Raw genomic sequence first — 19808 nt, forward strand, 5'->3', positions numbered from 1 at the left:
CACATGAAATTGTCTCAACATTTTTTTGCAGCACTGGTCATTCTCGCGACGCTATCGGGCTGCGGAACGACTGACTCCACCCTACAGCAACAGGGCCATAATCAATCCTATATCACCGGCTTTCACGATGGTCGTCACAGCGGCATGAAAGAAGGTGGTAACAACTACGAGCACTACATCAAGGATACAGAGCGCTTCGCGTCGGACGAGGAGTATCGCCAAGGCTGGCTAGCCGGCGAAGCGGAGGGGGAAAAACTACAACAACAGGCTGTCGCAGCCGGCAACGCTGCGGCCGGTGCAGCGGCCGGTTACAGTATCAATAAAGAGGCGAAAAAGGCCGGACCACACCCTGAGAAGGCTGCAAAAGACGCGATGAAAGGCGTGGACACTGACGCCTTAAATGCACTGGAAAAGCAGTAAAAATCAACCGCCAGCGGTAAACTGCGCGAACTCGTCATTCAAGCGAGGGCAAGGCGTTATCTCACCTTGAGGTTCATGCTGTTCCCCACAAAAGGGGCAGAACACCTTGCCTGACTGCATCGGCAGCCGGATCTGACCCAGACTCACCAGCAGCAGAAACTGGCCAAATACATAGTCTGCGGGCCACAAGTCTGCGGTCTGACCAAACGCTCCGCTGGCTGAATCCCACACTAGATGCTCGGTGTCAGGCCCCAGTGCCTCATTGAGTTTCTCGACACTGGCGTCACCATTCCAGAACACCGTGAAACTGCCGTCGGCCCGAGACATTAGACCCGCCAGTGGCGTGTTTTCTTGTAGGTAGGTTTCCAACAACGGCTTCAATGGGCTTTCACCCAGCAGACCATGAGTGACAACCATTCTAGTGTTAGACGCCGCTGAACCGATGTAAATAGCGCCTGCACCAGACATCGCCTGGATGACACGGTTGTACTTGACGAGATCAGATTCCATAGACGGATTTGTCATACGATACTAAAGAAAAATGGAGGCTCGGGTCGGAATCGAACCGGCGTAGACGGATTTGCAATCCGCTGCATCACCACTCTGCCACCGAGCCACATAGTCGACTGAGAACCAGTCTGAAAAGAAGTTGGAGCGGGAAACCGGGTTCGAACCGGCGACCTCAACCTTGGCAAGGTTGCGCTCTACCAACTGAGCTATTCCCGCTTCACAGCACGCTCTGCAGGGCAGTGCGTGGTAAAGAGGCGCCTATTGTATGCACCGGGCGCCCGGTGTCAACCGAATATCCAAAAAAATCCTGCAAGGCGCTGAATTAAAACGAATTATCCCGTTCTTTCATCACCACCCAGGCCGCTTTTAGATAGATAAACATCGACCATAGAGTGAGTATGGCGGCGATGTAGAGCACGACATAACTGAGGGCCAAGAGCCAGCTCTCATTGGTATCCGGATCGATAGCCAGCAGGGCAGCAATCGCCACCATCTGGAACGCGGTTTTGACCTTGCCGACATAGGAAACCGCCACCGAGGTTCGGGCGCCAAGCTCGGCCATCCACTCCCGCAGGGCCGACACCACGATTTCGCGACCAATGATCACGCAGGCGGCCAGCGTGAAGAGCAGTGTGTCGTGGCGCTCTACCAGCAAAACCAGGGCCACGGCGACCATCAGCTTGTCTGCCACGGGATCGAGGAAGGCGCCAAAAGCCGTCATCTGGCCCAGCTTGCGGGCGAGATAGCCGTCTACCCAGTCAGTAATTGCGGCCACACCAAAGATGGCTGCGGCGACCAGTAAATGGTTGTGAAATGGCAGATAGAAAACAACGACCAACACGGGTATCAGGCAGATCCTGAGCAGCGTTAATGCGTTCGGTATATTGAGTTTCAATGCCCCGGGTTCCCGTGTAGATGGTCGTATATTTGTTGGGCCATTGTGGCACTAATTCCTGCAATTTTCTGCAATTCCTCAACATTGGCATTCACTACGCCCTGGGCACTGCCAAAATGCCGCAACAGTTCTCGCCGCCGCTTGGCGCCCACACCCGGAATATCCTCAAGCAGTGAGCGCTGACGATTCTTGTCACGCCGTGCGCGGTGCCCGGTGATGGCAAACCGGTGAGCCTCATCCCGAACCTGTTGAATCAAATGCAGCGCCGGACTATCACCTGGCAACTGCCACTCTCGACCGGTGCCGCCGTCGATCAGGGTTTCGAAACCCGCCTTTCGGGTGACACCCTTGGCCACCCCTATCACTTCAACACCGGCGATCTGGAGATCTTGAAGTACGCTCATGGCCTGGGTCACCTGACCTTTGCCGCCGTCGATAAACAGAATGTCTGGCTGGGCACCCTCCCCTGACTTCAAGCGTTTAAATCGCCGCTCCAGCGCTTGCTGCATTGCCGCATAGTCGTCGCCGCCGGTGATGCCTTCAATATTGTATTTACGATAATCGCTCTTGCGCGGGCCGTTCTGGTCGAACACAACACAAGACGCCACTGTTGCCTCCCCGGAACTATGACTGATATCAAAACACTCCATACGCTCGGGCAGTTCAGGTAGGCGCAGTGTCTCCTGCAGATTCTCAAGCCGGCTCAACACTGTCTGGCGGTCCGCGAGGTGCGACTGCAGATTCGTCTCAGCGGTTTGTACGGCAAGCCGCAGCCAACGAGCCCGGGCATCCCGCACCCGGCTGCGCAACTTTACCTTGCGCTCCGCTTGCACAGTCAGCGCCTCAGCTAGCGTTTCAGCATCTTCTGGCAGGTCATTAACAATCACTTCGGCGGGCACCGCACGAGAACCGTTCAGGTAGTACTGTGGCAGAAAGGCCTCCAGCACCCTGGCCGGAGTCTCTTCCAGTTTCAGAGGCGGATAGTAGGTCTTGCTGCCAAGTACTCGCGCGCCGCGCACAAACAATACCTGCACACAGGCGCGCCCTGCGGAGACCGCCGCCGCCATAATATCCAGGTCGCCCTGTACGCCTTCTATTCCCTGGCTGGCTTGTACCTGCTGCAACTGGGCAAGCTGGTCTCGGTACACCGCTGCTTTTTCATACTCGAGCTCGGCGGCAGCTTTCTCCATATCGTCAGCCAGACGCACCATCAGCTGCTGGGACTTCCCTTTGAGAAACAGGCTCGTGCTTTCTACCTGTGCCGCGTACTCCTCCTCGCTGACAAGGTCCACGCATGGCGCGGTGCAGCGATCAATCTGGTATTGCAGGCACGGCCGCGAACGGTTGCGAAAATAGCTATCTTCACATTGGCGCACCTTGAACACTTTTTGCATCAGATGCAGTGATTCACGCACAGCGCCTGCACTGGGATAAGGGCCGAAGTAACGCCCCTTCTTGCGCTGGGCGCCTCGGTGCAAACTGATACGAGGAAAGGTATCCCCGCTCATGTAGATATACGGGTAGGATTTATCGTCCTTGAGCAGAATATTGTAAGGGGGCTGGTGCGTTTTAATCAGGTTGTGTTCAAGTAATAGTGCATCTACTTCAGTAGAGGTCACCGTCACCTGAATCTCTGCAATACGGTTGACCAATGCGACTGTTTTGTCGGTCAGACCACTAGCGCGGAAATAGCTTCCCACACGGTTGCGCAGATTCTTGGCTTTGCCGACATAGAGCAGTTTTCCTGCCTCGTCATACATCTGGTAAACACCCGGTCGGGTGGTGAGCGATTTCAAAAATGCCTTGTGGTCGAAGCTGCTCATTCAGTTGCCGTAAATCCTCGGCTCCATCTCCAGCGCCACCCCAAAGCGGTGCTGCACGGAGGCCACGACTCGCCCCGCATAGGCCAACAGTTCTGCCCCGCTGGCCGTTCCTCTGTTGACCAGTACCAATGCGTGATCGTCATGCATTGCAATATCGCCCTCGCGTCGCCCCTTCCAACCACATTGTTCTATCAGCCAGGCCGCCGCAAGCTTGACAGTGCCGTCATCAAGTTCGTACAGGGGAAGCTGGGGAAACGCCTTGTGCAGTTCATCTGCGTGCTCGCCGCCGATCACCGGGTTTTTAAAAAAACTACCGGCGTTGGGTTCTGTCATCGGATCTGGAAGCCGGCGGCTACGAACAGCAACCACCGACGCATAGACATCGGCGGGGCTTGCAGTTTCAATACCGCGAGCGTCCAACTCCTCTTGCAAGGCAGGATAAACAACATGCGTATCGGGGCGGGTCGATAAGCGGAGATCGATAGCGGTAATGACGACGCTGTCGCGCAATTCACGCTTGAATACACTGTCGCGATACCCAAAGTGACACTCAGCCGTAGAGAAAGAGAAGGCCTCGCCGTTCTCAATATAGATACCGTGGACCGCCTCGACAAAGCGCTCAACCTCAACGCCGTAAGCGCCGATGTTCTGGATGGGAGCGGCGCCCGCCTGCCCGGGTATCAACGCGAGATTTTCAAGCCCGTACCAACCGCGATCGAGACACTCACCCACCAGGGCGTGCCAGTTGTACCCGGCACTCACCTGAACCGAAACTGTATCTCCTCTCTCCGCCACTAACTGGATGCGCTGCTCGCTCTGGCACAGCACCAGGGCCTTGAGATCTCCTGCGAGAACAACATTACTGCCCTCGCCCATTGGCAATACCGGGAGCCCTTCTACACGCGCCCAGTCCAGCGCTGCGACAATATCGTCACGCGAGTGCGCAGACACATACGCACTCGCCGAGGCTTTCAGGGCGAGTGTATTGTGCGCTTTGAGGGGCTTAGCCCGCTGTATCTGCACGCATGATCTCCGCCAGCAGACCTTCGCTGGCGGCCTCGACCATGTCCAGCACCTGGGTGAAGCCTTCGGCACCACCGTAATAGGGATCAGGCACTTCATCGGTCGGATTGTCGGGTGCGAAGGGAAGGAACAGCGCGAGGACACCGGTATAGTCAGGTGGGCACATGGCCTGTAGATCGGCGAGGTTCTGCCCATCCATCGCGAGAATATAGTCGAACTCGTCAAAATCCGACGGCCGCACCTGGCGCGCTCGCAAATGAGAAAGGTCATAGCCACGCTGGGCAGCTTCCGCCGTGGCGCGCTTGTCGGGGGCATGACCGATATGCCAATCACCGGTGCCACTGGAGTCCACCCGGATGCGATTCTGCAGACCCCTCGCGTTTACCATGGCTTCGAAGACTCCATGAGCAGTGGGCGACCGGCAGATATTGCCGAGGCAGACGAACATGACGTTACTCATAGGCTGCCCTCCTCTAACAAGGCTCGCACTTTCTCCAGGTCTTCTGCAGTATCTACGCCGGCCGGCACCGCTTGCTGCGCGCGCGCAACATGAATGCGCACGCCGTTGTACATTGCGCGCAGTTGTTCCAAATGCTCCAATTCTTCCAATGGCGCTGCTGCCCAGCTGACATATTGATGCAAGAAACCGGTACGATAGGCGTAAATGCCGATGTGCCGGGACCAATCACCGGCCGGCATTGTCTCAGTGTTCTGGGCAAAGGGGTCTCTCGGCCAGGGTATAGGCGCCCGGCTAAAATACAGGGCCATACCCTGCGCGTCCGTCACCACTTTCACAGCATTCGGGTTCTTGAGCTCTTCGAGTTCGACAATCGGTTCACACAGTGTCGCAATACCTGCCGCAGAGAACTCTCCCAGGTTCATTGCCACCTGGTCAATGAGTGGCGGTGGGATAAGCGGTTCATCACCCTGCACATTGACCACGATATGATCGTCTGCCCAGCCCTGCTGCCGCGCGACTTCCTGCAGCCGATCAGTACCGGAGGGGTGATCCGGGTCGGTCATACAAACCTCGGCGCCAAAACTTTCCGCCGCAGTGTATATACGTGCATCGTCAGTTGCGACAATCACCTGGCCAGCACCACTCTTTCGAGCCTGCTCCCATACCCACTGCACCATAGGTTTACCGGCAATCAGCTGCAGTGGTTTACCCGGCAACCGTGTCGAGCCATAACGGGCGGGGATAACAACAGAAAATGACATCTAAACTCCAGTGAGGTTTCAGCTTCAGCGCTGTGCAATTTCTACAACGCGCTCTATCAACGACGAGGGAAGCACCGCGTCAATGCGCAAGTACCAGGCATCTTCGCCGACGCCCGGCTCAGCGAGAGAGGCGCATTTTACCGCGTCTTTCTCCGTCATGAGAATCGTCCTATTCTCCAGGCCGGTGAAATCGACTTGTGTATACGCGTGATGATCGGGAAACGTGCGCCGTTCTGCGCTGATCGACAATCCGTCCAACGTCGCAAAGAACTGGCCAGGCTGACCAATACCTGCAATGGCGACGGCATCACGGGTCTCGGCGAAGGCGTCGAGGGGCCGCGCTTCACCAGTGCGCACGTTGATCCAGCATTCAGGCAGGTAAGTCACTGACGCGTCAGGTTTGTCACCGCCGCGATAAATCACCCGGTCGACAGAGCGGAGCCTGCTCGCAGGCTCGCGCAGCGGTCCTGCCGGCAGGCAAAAGCCATTACCCAGCCCACGTTGTCCGTCAATAACAACTATCTCGAGGTCACGCGCAAGCGCATAGTGCTGAAGGCCATCATCACTGAGAACAACATCCACGTCGCCACTGGCGAGCAAGATTTTAGCGGCTTCTGCCCGTCGTGGAGATACCACCACGGGCACACCAGTACGGCGTTGAATGAGCAGTGGCTCATCACCACAATCTGCGGCGTCGGATGCCGCTGAAACACGATGCGGAAAAGTTGCGATGTGCGCCGTCGCACCATATCCACGACTGATCACACCAGGCCGCAGCCCGCGCTCTTTAAGCGCCTCGACCAGCGCGATGACCACCGGCGTCTTACCTGTTCCGCCCACGGTGATGTTGCCAACAATGACGACAGGTCGCTCGCTGCGATAGGCACGAATCAGGCCGCGCCCATAGGCACCCCGCCTGACTGCGGCGAGCAGGCGGAAGAGAAATTCAATGGGGCGCAACAACCAGAGCCAGGCAGCGCCCCGATACCACGCTGCCTCGAGCCCGGACATCAGTCGGCGAACTCCTGATGATAGAGCTGCGCGTAAATACCGCCGGCAGCAAGCAGTTCCTGATGAGTACCCACGGCAGCGATCTGGCCGCCATCCATCACTACGATACGATCAGCTCGCTCAACCGTAGACAGGCGATGGGCGATCACTATCGTTGTGCGCCCCTCCATAATTCGATCCAGGGAGTTCTGAATGCGGTGCTCTGACTCGTTGTCCAACGCCGAGGTAGCCTCGTCCAGGATAATGATCGGTGCGTCTTTCAGAATCGCCCGGGCAATAGCAATACGCTGCCGCTGGCCACCGCTCAAACCACCACCATCATCCCCCAACATGGTTTCCACTCCGTTGGGCAGGCGCTGAATAAAATCGCTGGTGTACGCCGATTCCAGCGCAGCGGCCACAGCTTCCTCGCCCTTATCTGCCAGCGTGCCGTAGGCGATGTTGTTATAAACCGTGTCGTGAAACAGGGTCACGTTCTGCGAGACCATCGCCATCTGGTTGCGAAGATTCGCCAGCTGGTATTCGTCGAGTGGTTTTCCGTCCAGCAAAATATTGCCTTCCAACGGGTCATAGAACCGCATGAGCAACTGGACCATGGTGCTCTTGCCACTGCCCGAGCGTCCGACCAGGGCCACTGTCTCTCCCGCTTCAATGGACAGTGACAAATCATTCAGTACTCGGGTATCGGTACCCGGGTAAGCGAAGCCGATTGCATGGAACTCGATGTTTCCCTTGGCTCGCTCCGTGCGATAGTCGCCGCTATCGGGCTCTGCAGGCTGATCCAGCTGGGCGAAAATATCTTCAGCCGCCGCCAGGCCGCGCTGAATCATCGCCTGCACGCCACTAAGCGATCGTATGGGTTTACCCAGTTGCCCGGCTGCGGTTAGAAATGCGATCAATTTACCGCCGCTGAAATCAGACAATATGCGAGGATCCAGCGCAAACCACACAAGTGCTCCCAGAGCAAAAGCCAGCAGGGTTTGAATAACAGGTGTACTGGCGGCGTCTACTAGCGCCAGTTTAAGGCTCTGGGTGCGATTGTAAGCAGACGCCTTGTGGAAACGACCGGACTGCTGATCCTGACCGCCAAAAATACGCACTTCCTTATAGGCGCCGATACTCTCGTTCGACACCTGGGTCACGTCTCCCATGGAGGATTGAATACGCCGGCTATAACGGCGAAAGTACTTGCCGACAATTACAACTACGCCCGCGATAAAAGGTGCCACCAAAAAGAACACCAGGGTCAGGCGCCAGTTCAGATAAAGCATGTAAGACAACAGTCCGATGACCAACAGCCCTTCGCGCACGATAATTTTCAGCGCCTTGGTAACCGCACCGGACACCTGTTCGACATTAAACGTAATTTTGGAAATCAACACGCCCTGATTATGGGCGTCGTAGTAGGCACTGGGAGCCACCAGCATCTTGTCAAATAACTGACAGCGCAGCTCGTGGATCAGATTGCGCGCCACGTGATTCATAAAGTACGTGCCGGCGAAGAAGCCCATTGCCCTAAGGAATGCGATGAGTACAAGGAACACCGGGAAAGCGACCCGGGTGAATTCCAGAGTATCCATTCCCGGCTCATAAAACATGCGATAGGCAAAGCCGGAGACAATACCGCCGTCGACGGTGTCAGCGTCGTTGAGGGCATCCAACAAAAATTGCATCATGTCCGCGAACAGCACGCTGCCCAAGGAATAGACGACGTAGCCGATGAGGCTGCAACCGAAAATCCACCAGTACGGCAGGACGTAGCGCAGCAGTCGGCCATAGAGCTGCCAATCGCTCATCTCGCCCCGGCGCGGAATGCCGGGATGGCGCGATTTACTGCCCATCGCTGCGAGGCACTCCAGCCGGTTGCCGCGTGGTAATGCTCAGATGCACAAAGCCCATCTGCCCTGCCGCATCCATCGCCCGCACCACGTCCTCGTGAGCAGCCTGGGCATCAGCAGTAATGATCATCGGCATCGTGGTATCTCCGGCAGAAACCTTATAGATAGCAGCCTGCAGGGTACGCATGCTGTTGTCCACCAGGCCCTGGCCATTTACCCGGTAGCTTCCTCCCTCGTCAATCAGGATTTCGACCTCCTCCTCGACCGCGTCCTTGATTTCACCCTGCGCCTCCGGCAGATCGATACTCAGGGACGTCTCGCGGGTGAAACTGGTGGACACCATAAAAAAGATAAGCAACAGGAACACCACATCGATCAGCGGCGTCAAATTGACGCTCACATCGTCGAGGCGCTGGCGACGAAACTTCAATGGCTGTCTTCCGCGTTTTCTTCGCTGTGCAGGGCATCCACCAGTTTGATGGTTTCCTGCTCAAGCTCGACCACGATCGAATCGATCTTGCCGATGAAATAGCGATGCATCGCCAACGCAGGAATCGCGACGGTAAGGCCAGCAGCGGTGGTGATCAGCGCTTCAGAAATACCCCCCGCGAGTACACTGGCGTTACCAGTGCCCTGGGCCATGATTTCGGCGAATACCTTGATCATGCCAACGACCGTGCCCAGTAGGCCTAGCAACGGTGCAATAGCCGCAATCGTACCCAGGGTGTTGAGATAGCGTTCGAGGTCGTGCACCACGTGAGACGCGGCCTCCTCGATGCTCTCCTTCATCACCTCGCGGCCGTGATAGGCATTGCTCAAGCCGGCAGCAAGAATACGCCCCAGCGGCGAGGATTGCTTGAGCGCCTTGAGGCGATTCGCATCCATTTCGCCCGCCTTCAACTGCTTCCATACGGTCGCCAACAGATGCGGAGGTGCGATCTTCTTCGGATTGAGGGTATAGAGTCGTTCGATACAGATAGCCAGCGCGACCACAGAACTCAACACTATGAGTATCATCAGCCAACCGCCAGCGGTCAAAAGCTCCAGCACAGGGAAATCTCGCCAGTAAATTCGGTAGCCCCATTATACCCACAGGGGTGAAAACGGTGGTACTGGTCAAATCTCACAACCTCCAGTTATTGTCCATTTTCCGCTGTGCCGAAACGCGCCAGTTTCCACGGTGGTCAAGCGTCAGCTCCAATGCCCCCGCAGTGGCCGTGGCAAAACTGCTCACATCCCACTGAACCAAACGCTGCAGCACCTGTGGATGGGGATGACCGAACCGGTTGCCCCAGCCATAGCTGAGCAGCCCTACTGCGGGACGCACATGGTTTAACCAGGCCTGGGACGTCGACGTGCCGCTGCCGTGGTGCCCCACCAGAAGCACCTCGGCGCGCAGTTTATCGCGCCAATAGCGGATCAGTTCCCGCTCCCGACCCTGCTCGATATCTCCGGCAAGCAGTACCCGACGGCCCCGCACTTCTATCAACAATACGCAGGATCGATCATTGCTCGTACCCTGATCTTCCCTGGCCGGCGACAGGAAGCGGAAGGTGACGTCACCCGGCCAACGCCAGGTATATCCGGCGCGGCAGGCACGCTCACCCATCTGGAGGGAACCGTTGCCGCCGCGCCATATCATCGCTGGATTCAGGCTGCGCCGGACGACATCGCTCCCGGCGGCGTGATCCCTGTCGCCATGGCTAATCACCAGCGCGTCGAGCGATGCCACCCCACGAGCACGCAGATATGGCAGCACCACGCTCTGCGCAAGGTTTGGGCCGGCTGGATTCCCTCCCCCCGTGTCATACAACAACGCGCGGCCGCCTGCAGCAAACATTACGGCTGTTCCCTGCCCCACATCAAGCACCGCCACCACAGGTTCCGCCGACTTCTGTGGTGGAAGAAACAACGGCAGCACCAGCGCCACGCTCAGTACGCGACGCGAGAAGGCACCCGGCACAACAGCCACAGCAAGGCCGACAATTGCCAGAGCGAGCGCAGGCATGGTTGGGACGAAATCGACAAACACACTGTTCGCAGCTTCACCCATCACGCCTGAGTCCAAACCGGCGGATATCACTCCCAGCGGCCAGGCAGCTGCGGACCAGATGCTTGCAGCACCAGCGGTAAAGCTCGCCAGGTAGCTAACGACGCCCAGCAGGGCAAGCGGTACCAGAAAGAAGGTGAAGAAGGGAACGAGGAAGAAATTGGCGGGGGCGCTGACCAGACTGGCGCCGCCAAACCAGATCGCCCCCAGTGGCAGCATCACCAGACTCATATAGCAATGCATCGCCAGCAGCCCGCGCCAACGCAGCTTGTTGCTGGCCCACGCAGCGAGCCAGATCAGTGCTGCCACCGCCGAAAACGACAGCGGCAGGCCGGCCCCAAGCAGCGCCAGCGGATTTGCGGCCAATACGAGTGTGAGTGCAAGCACCACAGACCAGGGAGTGGCACGCCGATAAAGCATCGCCGCCATGACGGCTACACTGAGCATCAGAAACGCCCGCGATGTCGCGACAGAAAAACCCGCTAACGCGGTATAGCCGCCCGCCAGGACCAGGGCCAATACCGGGCCCAGGTGCCCCCACTGGCCGCCGCCCAGGAGCGAACCAGGCCGGGCAACGACCCCTCCCAGGAGCAAGCCAGCACCCGCCAGCATGCCCACATGCAGGCCGGAAATCACCAGGAGGTGATTAACCCCCAGATGTTGAAAAACGGCCCACAGGTCGCGATCGACCCCGCCCTTGTCCGCCACGGTAATCGCGCGCAACATGGCACTCGCCCAGCCCTCACCCACCGCGTTTGCAACCGCCCCACTCACTTGAGCACGCACGCGATGATGCAGCGCTGCCACCGGACGATCCAGATCGCCGCGCCGCCTGGCGTTGCGTCCAGAACTTCCCATGGCATGCACACCGGTCTCCGCATACCAGAGCGAAAAATCCCTCGAACCAGGATTGGCCAGCCCACGGGGCGGTTTCAGGCGCGCGTTAAAAATCCAGCCTTGCCCAGGCTGTATTTGCTCTGGGCCGTAATAAGAGAGCAGTACCTTGCGGGGCCCGCTGCAAACCATTGGCGTAATCGAGTGCACCGCCAGCTCAAATCGCTGGCGCTCGAGTCCCGCGGCCATCTCACTGCTGCGCGGCAGAGACACCACAGTACCGGCCACCAGCAGAGTTTCCCCGGTACAAGCATCGGGCAATCGGGATGCCTGCCAGTATCCAGCATGCGATAAGGTCAGTACGACTGCGAGCGACATAGCCAGAAGGGTAACGGTGAGCAGAGGTTTGCAGCGCGGCGAAAGCCAGGCCCACAAAAGCGCTAAGGCCAGCGGCCAGATAAACTGGAGGCGCATCGAGGCCAACGCCAGGATGACCCCCAGCACGAATCCAAGCATACCCGCGCGCATATAGAGAACCGCACTCGGAGCAGGCATAATAAGCAGCACTCCCGGCCTCGAGGCCGAGAAGAACAAGCGGCGAAGGATAGCCATGGCTGAAGTACATCACGCCCCTGGCAGCGCCTGAACACCAAATTCGACCAGCGGGAATATGCCCAAGAACACTTTAAAATCGATTACACCCAGCCCGGAGCGCATGCAATCAATAAAGTCGCTGCGCCTGCTGGGCGATTGGATTTACGCGACCAATCTTTGGCACATCAATCGCTACTCTTCATCGATGGCGTTTTTTGTCGGCTTGTTCGTCGCGTTCATGCCTATCCCGGGCCAGATGGTGTTGGCGGCCTTTCTTGCTGTCTTGCTGCGCTGCAACCTGCCCCTGTCGGTTGGCCTGGTGTGGATCACCAATCCAGTCACCATGCCGGCAATCTTCTATCTTGCCTATCGAGTCGGCGCAATGATCGTCGACGTACCCATGCAGCCTATGGAGTTCGAACTGAGCTTTCACTGGTTGATCCACAGCGCCGAAGCCATCTGGCAACCGTTCCTGACGGGCTGTTTTATCTGTGGCCTGTTCTTTGGATCGGTGGGTTATTTTGTCATCAGCATCCTGTGGCGGATGCGAGTTGCGCGCATGTGGCGCGAGCGCAAGAAACGGCGCAAGAAGGCCCTCAGCTCCGGTCCTGGTTCAACACCGCAGCAGGCGCAAGCTTCGCCGCCCGAATCGCCGGATAAATAGCTGCCACCAGGCACATCGCCAGGGCAACGCTGCCCACGGTTACAACATCGCGCCACAAAAGATCCACCGGTACGAAGGAAACAGGATACACATCAGTGTCCAGGAAACGCATGCCGAGTAGCCCTTCCAGCGCACTCACCAGCCCGGGTACCAGTTGGCTGCCGACAGTGCCTAACAGGCTACCCACAACGACTCCCACCAGGCCGATCATCGCGCCCTGTATCACGAAAATCCAGGCGATATCAGGCCCGGAGGCACCGAGTGTACGCAAGATCGCAATGTTATCGCGCTTGTCGAACACCACGAGCACCAGCGATGACACGACGTTAAAGGCCGCCACCGCAATAATGGAAAACAGCAGAATACTCACGAGGTCGCGAGACAACTGGATTGCCGCATAGAGGTTGCCGTGAGTCATCATCCAATGGGTAGCGTAGTGCCCGACGGGAAGCTGATTAACCAGTTCCCAGGCCAGTCGGGAGCTGGAGAACACATCCGCGCTCACCACGCGCAAACCGCTGACCGCGTCACCGAGCCCGGCCAGTTCAGAGGCGAGCTCGAGGTTTAGCAGGGCCAGCCCTTCGTCGAGCTCGGTGCCGGTTTCGATAACACCGCCAAGATAGAGTGACTCAAAACGTGTACGCCCGGTATCTCCGGTGAGCCCGCCACCGGGCACAATCAGGGTGACTGTGTCGCCACTGACCACACCGAGACGCCGGGCGATGCCCGCGCCCAGCACCAGACCATCGCTGCGGGCGGCAAACGCCTCCCATTGTGGCGGCGGTAACGACTGCATCAGGCGCGCAGTCGCCGGGTCGTCCACTGGCAGGCCAATACCCTGCGCTGTCTCGATATCGGTACCGCGCATAAACAGCGCGTCAAACTGAGTAAATGGCGACACTTCCAGCACCTGGGGGTGGGCCTCAAGCAGCGCGGCATTCTCTCGCCAGTCCGGCATGGGTTCATGCGAATAGACACTGATATGGGGTACCAGCGACAAGATACGCTCACGCATCTCGCGATCAAACCCGTTCATCACCGAGAGCACGATAATGAGCAGCGCGATGGCGAGCACCAGTCCCAGCATCGACAGCGAGGACAGAAACGTCGACAAATATCCCTGGCCAAAGGCAAAAGTATAGCGTCGGGCCACCCTGCCCCGCTCGGCCCAATTCACCCGCGCGACTCCAGTACACCGCCACGCAACTCCAGCGTGCGATTCATATGAGCTGCAATGGCAGGATCGTGGGTGACCACCACAAATGCGGCACTGGATTCGCCAAGCTCGTCAATCAGCGCCAATACCTGGGCGGCTGAATCCGGGTCCAGATTACCGGTAGGTTCATCCATCAGCACAACGTCCGGCGAGGCGACAAGTGCGCGCGCGATGGCAACGCGCTGGCGCTCACCACCGGAGAGCTGGCCTGGGCGATGCTGCAGGCGATGGTCCATACCCACACGGGCGAGAATCTCGTCGGCGCGGCGCCAGCTTTCGCGACGGGTTTCACCGCCAATCAGTAGCGGCATGGCCACGTTCTCACGGGCATCGAACTCGGGCAGCAGGTGGTGAAACTGATATACAAACCCCAGGCGCTGGTTGCGCAAAGCACAGAGTTCACGCTCGGCCAGAGCCGCCATGTCCGCGCCGCCCAGCACAACCCGGCCGGCGCTCGGCCGATCGAGCCCGCCGAGCAGATTCAGCAGCGTTGACTTGCCTGAACCAGAGGTGCCCACGACTGCTATTTTTTCACCGGGCATCAGCTCTAGATCAACCCCGCTGAGCACCTCCACAACCTTGTCGCCGTCTTCATACACACGCGCCAGCGATTCACAGTGCAGTACCACTTCATTCATAGCGGAGCACCTCCGCCGGTGCGACTCTGGCGGCCCGCCAGGCTGGGTAGAGCGTGGCCAGCAAACTCAGGGCGAGCGACGCAAGTGTCACCATAAGCACATCACCAGGCATGAGCACCGAAGGTAGTTCGCTGATGAAGTAGACCGAAGGATCGAACAATTTGACCCCGATGAGGTTTTCCATAAACAGGGTAATCTCCGAGATATTGGATGCTAACAGCACACCGATGACAGCGCCTGTAGTGATACCCACCAAAGCCAGCCCGAGGCCATGAGCTACAAAAATGGCCATCACTCCGCCGGCGCGCGCACCCATCGTACGCAACACAGCGATATCACGCCGCTTCTCCGCGACTGACATCACCAGGGTGGATACAATATTGAAAGCGGCCACCGCAACCACACTCAGCAGCAGCAAGCTCACCATGACTTTCTCCATTTTTACCGCGCGAAACAGGGACCCCTGCGTCTGGCTCCAGTCACGCAGTTCGTACTCGGCCGGCAACTGGCTAGCCAGTGCGGCAATAGTTTGTGGCGCCGTGACCAGATCGCTCGTCTTGAGTTGCAGGCCTTCCACCGCACCGCGCGGCCCCAGCAGTTTCTGTCCGGCGGTAAGACCGATATACGCCTGAAAAGTATCAGGCTGAGCGCCCACCTCGAACAAGCCCACCACCGTCAACCGTTTGGTGCGCGGAAATACGCCCAGCGGCGTGACGGTCAGGCGCGGCACGGTAACCTCAACGGTATCACCCACCCGCAAGCTCAACATACGTGCGAGCGATGCACCCAACACGACATTGAAGCCGCCGTCAGCCAGCGCATCCAGTTGCCCTTCTATCATGGCGTCGGGCGCGCGCGAGACCTGGCTCTCAAATTCAGGATCAATCGCGGTCAGCACAGCCCCGCGCAGCGAGCGACCGCTGGCAAGAATGACTTTCTCTGAGATATAGGGTGAGTAGGCTTCGATACCGGGCGAATCCAATACAGCGTCGCCGACGCTACGCCAGTCGGTCATGCCCTCTGGCGCGGCAATATAACCGTGGGGAACCAGAGAAAGAATGCGGCCGCGAAGCTCACCGGCAAAGCCGTTCATCACCGAGAGCACGGTGATCAGACTGGCAACCCCCAGCACCATGCCGAGCATGGACACCAGGGAAATAATGGCAGTGAATCGATTGCGTTTGCGGCTGAAACTGTAGCGCAGGCCTATGAAAGGTGCATAGTTTGCAATGGCGCCGCGGGGTCTATTCAAGCGATAGGTTTCCGCTACTCGCCATCGGCAGGATAGAACATGCCGGGGTTGGTCTTACCGACTTCGCCCTCGCGGGTCTCCTCATCGCAACGGCGCGGATCGCCACCACAAATATCGCAGGACGTATCGATTCCCAGCGCGCCCATGCCGCCGCAGGAGCCCTTAATCGGGCCGCGACCGGCCATCACACCCACCGCCATTGCGGCAATCACCAGCCCCATGAACAAGGCCGTGATAATGAAAATTGTCATACGTCTCTCCCGGGGCGCACTAGTTCGCCGCGTCCGTTCGTTGAAGATAGGGAGCGAAAGCATCCGTGTAGCTCTCGCTATAGCCATCTCCCTCTCTCTGGATGAAATATACCGCCAAACCTGCGGCTTCCGCTACTATGCGCGCTTCCTCTGCACCGAGCACCGTGAGCGCTGTCGCCCAGGCATCGGCCATCATACAGCTCGGGTGAACCACGGTAACAGATACCAGCTCATGCGCCACCGGCTCACCTGTGCGCGGGTCGATCGTATGAGAATAGCGCACACCATCTGCTTCAAAGAAATTGCGATAGTCACCTGATGTAGCCACCGCTTCGTCCTCAAGCGCAAAAGCCTGGGCAATCCCGCCGGGCACTGCCTCGGGCTTCTCGATAGCGATCCGCCAGGCGTCTCCCCGGGGCGATTGCCCTGCCACTCGCATCTCGCCACCTATCTCAACAAGGTAGTTTTCAAAGCCGGCTCCAGCCAATACGCGAGCGAGTTCGTCCACGGCAAAGCCTTTGGCAATCGACGAAAAATCCAGATAAAGCTCTGCCTGTTTGAGCACACTGTAGATCTCACCATCGACACGCAGTTTGTCCTGACCCACCTGGGCCATGACCGCATCTATCGCTTCGGATGAAGGCGGTTCATCTGTCCGGTCGCCCGGGCCAAAGCCCCATAAATTGACCAGCGGCCCCACTGTCAGATCGTAGGCGCCGTTGCTCTGCCAACTGATCGCCATCGCAGAAGACAGTACGAGATAGAAATCGGAGGAAACCTCGAACCACTCGCCCACGGGCGCAGCGTTGAACCGACTGACTTCTGAATCCGCTCGGTAGGTAGACATGCTCGCGTTGACGGCCTCGAGCACCGCCTCGATTTCAACTTGCAAAGCCTCTTCGGTTACAGAGGTATGCTCCCCCGGCACCGCTGCGACACGCCAGGTGGTGCCCATGGTTGAGCCAGCCAGGTTCCACGGAGCTGCAGCATCCCCGCAGCCGACAAGTAGCAATAAAACAATAGAAAAAAGCCACTCGAAAGAGTGGCTTTTCAACTTACCCGCCGAAGTCATCGAGCAGGATATTCTCGGGCTCCACACCCAGATCTGTCAGCATCTGGATGACGGCCGCGTTCATCATCGGCGGCCCACACATATAGTACTCACAGTCTTCTGGTGCCGGATGATTCTTCAGGTACTCTTCAAACAGAACATTGTGAATAAAGCCGGTCAGGCCATCCCAGTTGTCCTCGGGCTGAGGATCAGACAGGGCCACATGCCAGTCGAAGTTCTCGTTCTCTGCCGCGAGCATGTCGTAGTCTTCTACGTAGAACATCTCACGCAGCGAGCGCGCACCGTACCAGAAGGAAATCTTGCGCGTGGAGTTCAGACGCTTGAGCTGATCGAAGAGATGAGAGCGCATGGGCGCCATGCCCGCACCACCACCAATGAAGACCATCTCGGCATCCGTGTCCTTGGCGAAAAACTCACCGAACGGGCCGTACACTTTGACCTTGTCGCCGGGCTTAAGGCCGAACACCCAGGAAGACATCTGGCCTGGAGGAATGCCTTCACTGCCAGGAGGCGGTGTGGCAATACGGATATTGAACTTAACAACACCCTTCTCTTCCGGATAGTTGGCCATCGAGTAAGCGCGAATCACGTCTTCCTTCACGATGGACTCGTGCTTGAAGAAGTTGAAGTGTTCCCAGTCACCGCGGTATTCCTCTTCAATATCGAAGTCGGAGTACTTCACGTGGTGCGGGGGGCACTCCAGCTGCACATAACCGCCAGCACGGAAATCCACGTTCTCACCTTCGGGCAATTTCAGGGTCAGTTCTTTAATGAAGGTCGCCACATTGGGGTTGGACTCAACAGTACACTCCCACTGCTTGACGCCGAAGACTTCTTCCTCGACCTCGATCTTCATATCTTGCTTCACTGCCACCTGGCAGCTCAGACGCCAGCCCTCGGATGCGTCGCGCTTGGTGAAGTGCGACTCTTCGGTAGGCAGCATGGAGCCGCCGCCGTCATTGATGATGCACTTGCACTGGGCACAGGTACCACCACCGCCACAGGCAGACGGCAGGAACAGGCCAGACTCCGAGAGGGTTTGCAGCAGCTTGCCGCCAGCGGGAACCGTGATGGTTTTCTCGCCGTTGATTTCTATGTTGACGTCGCCTGTACTCACCAGAGCATTGCGCGCGACCAGAATGATGGCAACCAGTGCCAGCACAATGGCGGTGAACATCACCACGCCGAAAATAATCGTCATATCCATTTTCGCTGCTTCTCCTTACAGATCAATGCCGCCGAAGGACATGAAGCCCAGGGACATCAGACCAACGATAATGAAAGTGATACCCAGACCTTCCAGGCCTTTGGGTACATCCGAGTACTTCATCTTTTCGCGAATACCGGCCAGGGCAACAATCGCCAGGGCCCAGCCCACGCCGGCACCAGCGCCGAACACGAGAGATTCACTGAAGTTGTAGTCTCGCTCCACCATGAACAGAGAGGCACCCAGAATGGCGCAGTTCACCGTAATCAGTGGCAGGAATACGCCGAGTGCGTTGTACAGCGCCGGGACATACTTATCCAGGAACATTTCCAGGATCTGCACCATTGCCGCAATCACGCCAATGTAGCTCAGCAGGCCGAGGAAACTCAGGTCGAGGTCCGGGTAACCGGCCCACGCCAGGGCACCATCTGCCAGCAGCGAATTGTAGATCAGGTTGTTAACCGGCACTGTGATGGTCAGGACTACAACCACCGCGACACCGAGGCCGAAGGCCGCCGTGATCTTCTTGGATACTGCCAGGAAAGTACACATGCCCAGGAAAGACGCCAGGGCCATATTCTCGATAAAGATCGAGCGGATAAACAGGCTCAGGTAATGTTCCATTTACACGCCCTCCCGCGCAACAGTGTGTTTGGCCATCTTGAAATCAGCTTCTTCTACCTGCTCCTTCTGCACAGTGCGCAGAACCCAGATGAAGATACCGATCAGGAAGAAAGCGCTAGGCGGCAACAGCAGCAGACCGTTCGGGTTATACCAACCACCTTCAGTGACCAGTGGCAGAATTTCGATACCCATCAGCTTGCCCGCGCCAAACAACTCACGCACAACCGCGACAGCAATCAGTACCACTGAGTAACCCAGGCCATTACCGATACCGTCGATAAAGCTCGGCAGCGGCGGATTCTTCATGGCGAAAGCTTCGGCGCGGCCCATCACGATACAGTTGGTGATAATAAGGCCGACAAATACCGACAACTGCTTGCTGATGTCGTAGGCAACCGCTTTCAGGGTCAGGTCTACAGTGATCACCAGCGAAGCAATAATGATCATCTGCACGATAATGCGGATGCTTCCCGGAATGTGGTTGCGGATCAGCGATACACCGAGGTTGGAGAACGCGGTCACGAAGGTTAGTGCGACACACATCACCAGCGTCACCTGCAGTGACGAGGTAACCGCCAGCGCGCTACATACGCCCAGAATCTGCAGTGCAATCGGGTTGTTTTTGAAAATTGGAGTCGAGAGAGTCTCTTTAACAGAATCCACGA

General features: G+C 57.7%; 21 protein-coding genes and 2 tRNA genes. 2 read left to right on the forward strand and 21 right to left on the reverse strand.

Going from position 1 to position 19808, the window contains the following annotated elements; translation table 11 throughout:
• Nucleotides 1–3: 3 nt before the first annotated feature.
• A complete protein-coding gene (locus EY643_RS10865) occupies nucleotides 4–420 on the forward strand; it encodes a hypothetical protein (protein WP_152662225.1) in 417 nt (138 codons plus the stop codon).
• A gap of 3 nt (nucleotides 421–423) precedes the next feature.
• Here the strand turns inward: EY643_RS10865 and EY643_RS10870 are convergent, their stop codons facing one another.
• The 13 genes from EY643_RS10870 to EY643_RS10930 all read right to left on the reverse strand — a co-directional run bounded on the left by EY643_RS10870 (nucleotide 424) and on the right by EY643_RS10930 (nucleotide 12180).
• Entirely contained in the window at nucleotides 424–945 is a 522-nt protein-coding gene (locus EY643_RS10870) for a hypothetical protein (RefSeq protein ID WP_205743035.1), read from the reverse strand.
• Nucleotides 946–962: 17 nt separating this feature from the next.
• Nucleotides 963–1036 (reverse strand) — tRNA-Cys (locus EY643_RS10875).
• A 34-nt stretch (nucleotides 1037–1070) separates the two neighbouring features.
• A tRNA-Gly gene (locus EY643_RS10880) sits at nucleotides 1071–1146 on the reverse strand.
• A gap of 106 nt (nucleotides 1147–1252) precedes the next feature.
• Complete coding sequence (gene pgsA / locus EY643_RS10885) at nucleotides 1253–1825, reverse strand: CDP-diacylglycerol--glycerol-3-phosphate 3-phosphatidyltransferase (protein WP_152662227.1); 573 nt, start codon at nucleotides 1823–1825, stop codon at nucleotides 1253–1255.
• A complete protein-coding gene (gene uvrC / locus EY643_RS10890) occupies nucleotides 1822–3648 on the reverse strand; it encodes an excinuclease ABC subunit UvrC (protein WP_152662228.1) in 1827 nt (608 codons plus the stop codon). Before uvrC ends, pgsA begins: the two co-directional genes overlap by 4 nt.
• Entirely contained in the window at nucleotides 3649–4671 is a 1023-nt protein-coding gene (gene murB, locus EY643_RS10895) for a UDP-N-acetylmuramate dehydrogenase (RefSeq protein ID WP_205743036.1), read from the reverse strand.
• Nucleotides 4652–5131, reverse strand: a complete 480-nt coding sequence (locus tag EY643_RS10900; RefSeq protein WP_152662230.1) for a low molecular weight protein-tyrosine-phosphatase — start codon at nucleotides 5129–5131, stop codon at nucleotides 4652–4654. Before EY643_RS10900 ends, murB begins: the two co-directional genes overlap by 20 nt.
• Nucleotides 5128–5892 carry a 3-deoxy-manno-octulosonate cytidylyltransferase gene (gene kdsB / locus EY643_RS10905; RefSeq protein WP_152662231.1) on the reverse strand — a complete coding sequence of 255 codons (765 nt, stop codon included), beginning with the start codon at nucleotides 5890–5892 and terminating at the stop codon, nucleotides 5128–5130. The genes EY643_RS10900 and kdsB overlap by 4 nt, the downstream gene beginning before the upstream one ends.
• Nucleotides 5893–5916: 24 nt before the next feature.
• A complete protein-coding gene (lpxK, locus tag EY643_RS10910) occupies nucleotides 5917–6903 on the reverse strand; it encodes a tetraacyldisaccharide 4'-kinase (protein WP_152662232.1) in 987 nt (328 codons plus the stop codon).
• Complete coding sequence (msbA, locus tag EY643_RS10915) at nucleotides 6903–8744, reverse strand: lipid A export permease/ATP-binding protein MsbA (protein WP_152662233.1); 1842 nt, start codon at nucleotides 8742–8744, stop codon at nucleotides 6903–6905. Before msbA ends, lpxK begins: the two co-directional genes overlap by 1 nt.
• The gene (locus EY643_RS10920; protein ID WP_152662234.1) at nucleotides 8734–9171 is read right to left on the reverse strand and encodes an ExbD/TolR family protein; all 438 of its coding nucleotides are present in this window, start codon (nucleotides 9169–9171) and stop codon (nucleotides 8734–8736) included. The genes msbA and EY643_RS10920 overlap by 11 nt, the downstream gene beginning before the upstream one ends.
• Nucleotides 9168–9791: a MotA/TolQ/ExbB proton channel family protein gene (locus tag EY643_RS10925; RefSeq protein ID WP_152662235.1), complete on the reverse strand. Its 624-nt coding sequence runs from the start codon at nucleotides 9789–9791 to the stop codon at nucleotides 9168–9170. Before EY643_RS10925 ends, EY643_RS10920 begins: the two co-directional genes overlap by 4 nt.
• 73 nt (nucleotides 9792–9864) lie before the next feature.
• Nucleotides 9865–12180, reverse strand: coding sequence for a DNA internalization-related competence protein ComEC/Rec2 (locus EY643_RS10930; protein WP_170287364.1), 2316 nt, complete (start codon nucleotides 12178–12180; stop codon nucleotides 9865–9867).
• Nucleotides 12181–12340: 160 nt separating this feature from the next.
• Here EY643_RS10930 and EY643_RS10935 point away from each other — a divergent pair, with 160 nt between their 5' ends.
• Nucleotides 12341–12883 carry a DUF2062 domain-containing protein gene (locus EY643_RS10935; protein WP_240732674.1) on the forward strand — a complete coding sequence of 181 codons (543 nt, stop codon included), beginning with the start codon at nucleotides 12341–12343 and terminating at the stop codon, nucleotides 12881–12883.
• Here EY643_RS10935 and EY643_RS10940 read toward each other — a convergent pair.
• From EY643_RS10940 to EY643_RS10975, 8 genes are all read right to left on the reverse strand, one after another.
• Nucleotides 12816–14060, reverse strand: coding sequence for an FtsX-like permease family protein (locus tag EY643_RS10940; RefSeq protein ID WP_152662238.1), 1245 nt, complete (start codon nucleotides 14058–14060; stop codon nucleotides 12816–12818). The two genes, EY643_RS10935 and EY643_RS10940, sit on opposite strands and share 68 nt — an antisense overlap.
• The gene (locus EY643_RS10945) at nucleotides 14057–14737 is read right to left on the reverse strand and encodes an ABC transporter ATP-binding protein (protein WP_152662239.1); all 681 of its coding nucleotides are present in this window, start codon (nucleotides 14735–14737) and stop codon (nucleotides 14057–14059) included. The genes EY643_RS10940 and EY643_RS10945 overlap by 4 nt, the downstream gene beginning before the upstream one ends.
• A complete protein-coding gene (locus EY643_RS10950; protein ID WP_240732675.1) occupies nucleotides 14730–15989 on the reverse strand; it encodes a lipoprotein-releasing ABC transporter permease subunit in 1260 nt (419 codons plus the stop codon). The genes EY643_RS10945 and EY643_RS10950 overlap by 8 nt, the downstream gene beginning before the upstream one ends.
• 14 nt (nucleotides 15990–16003) lie before the next feature.
• A complete protein-coding gene (gene nqrM / locus EY643_RS10955) occupies nucleotides 16004–16240 on the reverse strand; it encodes a (Na+)-NQR maturation NqrM (protein ID WP_152662240.1) in 237 nt (78 codons plus the stop codon).
• A 19-nt stretch (nucleotides 16241–16259) separates the two neighbouring features.
• Nucleotides 16260–17195, reverse strand: coding sequence for an FAD:protein FMN transferase (locus EY643_RS10960; protein WP_205743037.1), 936 nt, complete (start codon nucleotides 17193–17195; stop codon nucleotides 16260–16262).
• A gap of 100 nt (nucleotides 17196–17295) precedes the next feature.
• On the reverse strand, nucleotides 17296–18519 hold the full coding sequence (gene nqrF / locus EY643_RS10965) for an NADH:ubiquinone reductase (Na(+)-transporting) subunit F (RefSeq protein WP_152662242.1): 1224 nt from the start codon (nucleotides 18517–18519) through the stop codon (nucleotides 17296–17298).
• 15 nt (nucleotides 18520–18534) lie between these two features.
• Nucleotides 18535–19143: an NADH:ubiquinone reductase (Na(+)-transporting) subunit E gene (nqrE, locus tag EY643_RS10970; RefSeq protein ID WP_152662243.1), complete on the reverse strand. Its 609-nt coding sequence runs from the start codon at nucleotides 19141–19143 to the stop codon at nucleotides 18535–18537.
• On the reverse strand, nucleotides 19144–19806 hold the full coding sequence (locus tag EY643_RS10975) for an NADH:ubiquinone reductase (Na(+)-transporting) subunit D (protein ID WP_152662244.1): 663 nt from the start codon (nucleotides 19804–19806) through the stop codon (nucleotides 19144–19146).
• Nucleotides 19807–19808 lie beyond the last annotated feature (2 nt).

It is taken from the genome of Halioglobus maricola (assembly GCF_009388985.1).
Lineage (GTDB): Bacteria > Pseudomonadota > Gammaproteobacteria > Pseudomonadales > Halieaceae > Halioglobus > Halioglobus maricola.

Excerpts from the sequence above, each read along its gene's own strand:
- EY643_RS10865 (WP_152662225.1), top strand. The coding sequence starts at position 4 with ATGAAATTGTCTCAACATTTTTTTGCAGCACTGGTCATTCTCGCGACG.
- EY643_RS10870 (WP_205743035.1), bottom strand. The coding sequence starts at position 945 with ATGACAAATCCGTCTATGGAATCTGATCTCGTCAAGTACAACCGTGTC.
- uvrC (WP_152662228.1), bottom strand. The coding sequence starts at position 3,648 with ATGAGCAGCTTCGACCACAAGGCATTTTTGAAATCGCTCACCACCCGA.
- EY643_RS10900 (WP_152662230.1), bottom strand. The coding sequence starts at position 5,131 with ATGAGTAACGTCATGTTCGTCTGCCTCGGCAATATCTGCCGGTCGCCC.
- kdsB (WP_152662231.1), bottom strand. The coding sequence starts at position 5,892 with ATGTCATTTTCTGTTGTTATCCCCGCCCGTTATGGCTCGACACGGTTG.
- lpxK (WP_152662232.1), bottom strand. The coding sequence starts at position 6,903 with ATGTCCGGGCTCGAGGCAGCGTGGTATCGGGGCGCTGCCTGGCTCTGG.
- msbA (WP_152662233.1), bottom strand. The coding sequence starts at position 8,744 with ATGGGCAGTAAATCGCGCCATCCCGGCATTCCGCGCCGGGGCGAGATG.
- EY643_RS10930 (WP_170287364.1), bottom strand. The coding sequence starts at position 12,180 with ATGCCTGCTCCGAGTGCGGTTCTCTATATGCGCGCGGGTATGCTTGGA.
- EY643_RS10935 (WP_240732674.1), top strand. The coding sequence starts at position 12,341 with ATGCAATCAATAAAGTCGCTGCGCCTGCTGGGCGATTGGATTTACGCG.
- EY643_RS10945 (WP_152662239.1), bottom strand. The coding sequence starts at position 14,737 with ATGAATGAAGTGGTACTGCACTGTGAATCGCTGGCGCGTGTGTATGAA.
- nqrM (WP_152662240.1), bottom strand. The coding sequence starts at position 16,240 with ATGACAATTTTCATTATCACGGCCTTGTTCATGGGGCTGGTGATTGCC.
- EY643_RS10960 (WP_205743037.1), bottom strand. The coding sequence starts at position 17,195 with ATGGGCACCACCTGGCGTGTCGCAGCGGTGCCGGGGGAGCATACCTCT.
- nqrF (WP_152662242.1), bottom strand. The coding sequence starts at position 18,519 with ATGGATATGACGATTATTTTCGGCGTGGTGATGTTCACCGCCATTGTG.
- nqrE (WP_152662243.1), bottom strand. The coding sequence starts at position 19,143 with ATGGAACATTACCTGAGCCTGTTTATCCGCTCGATCTTTATCGAGAAT.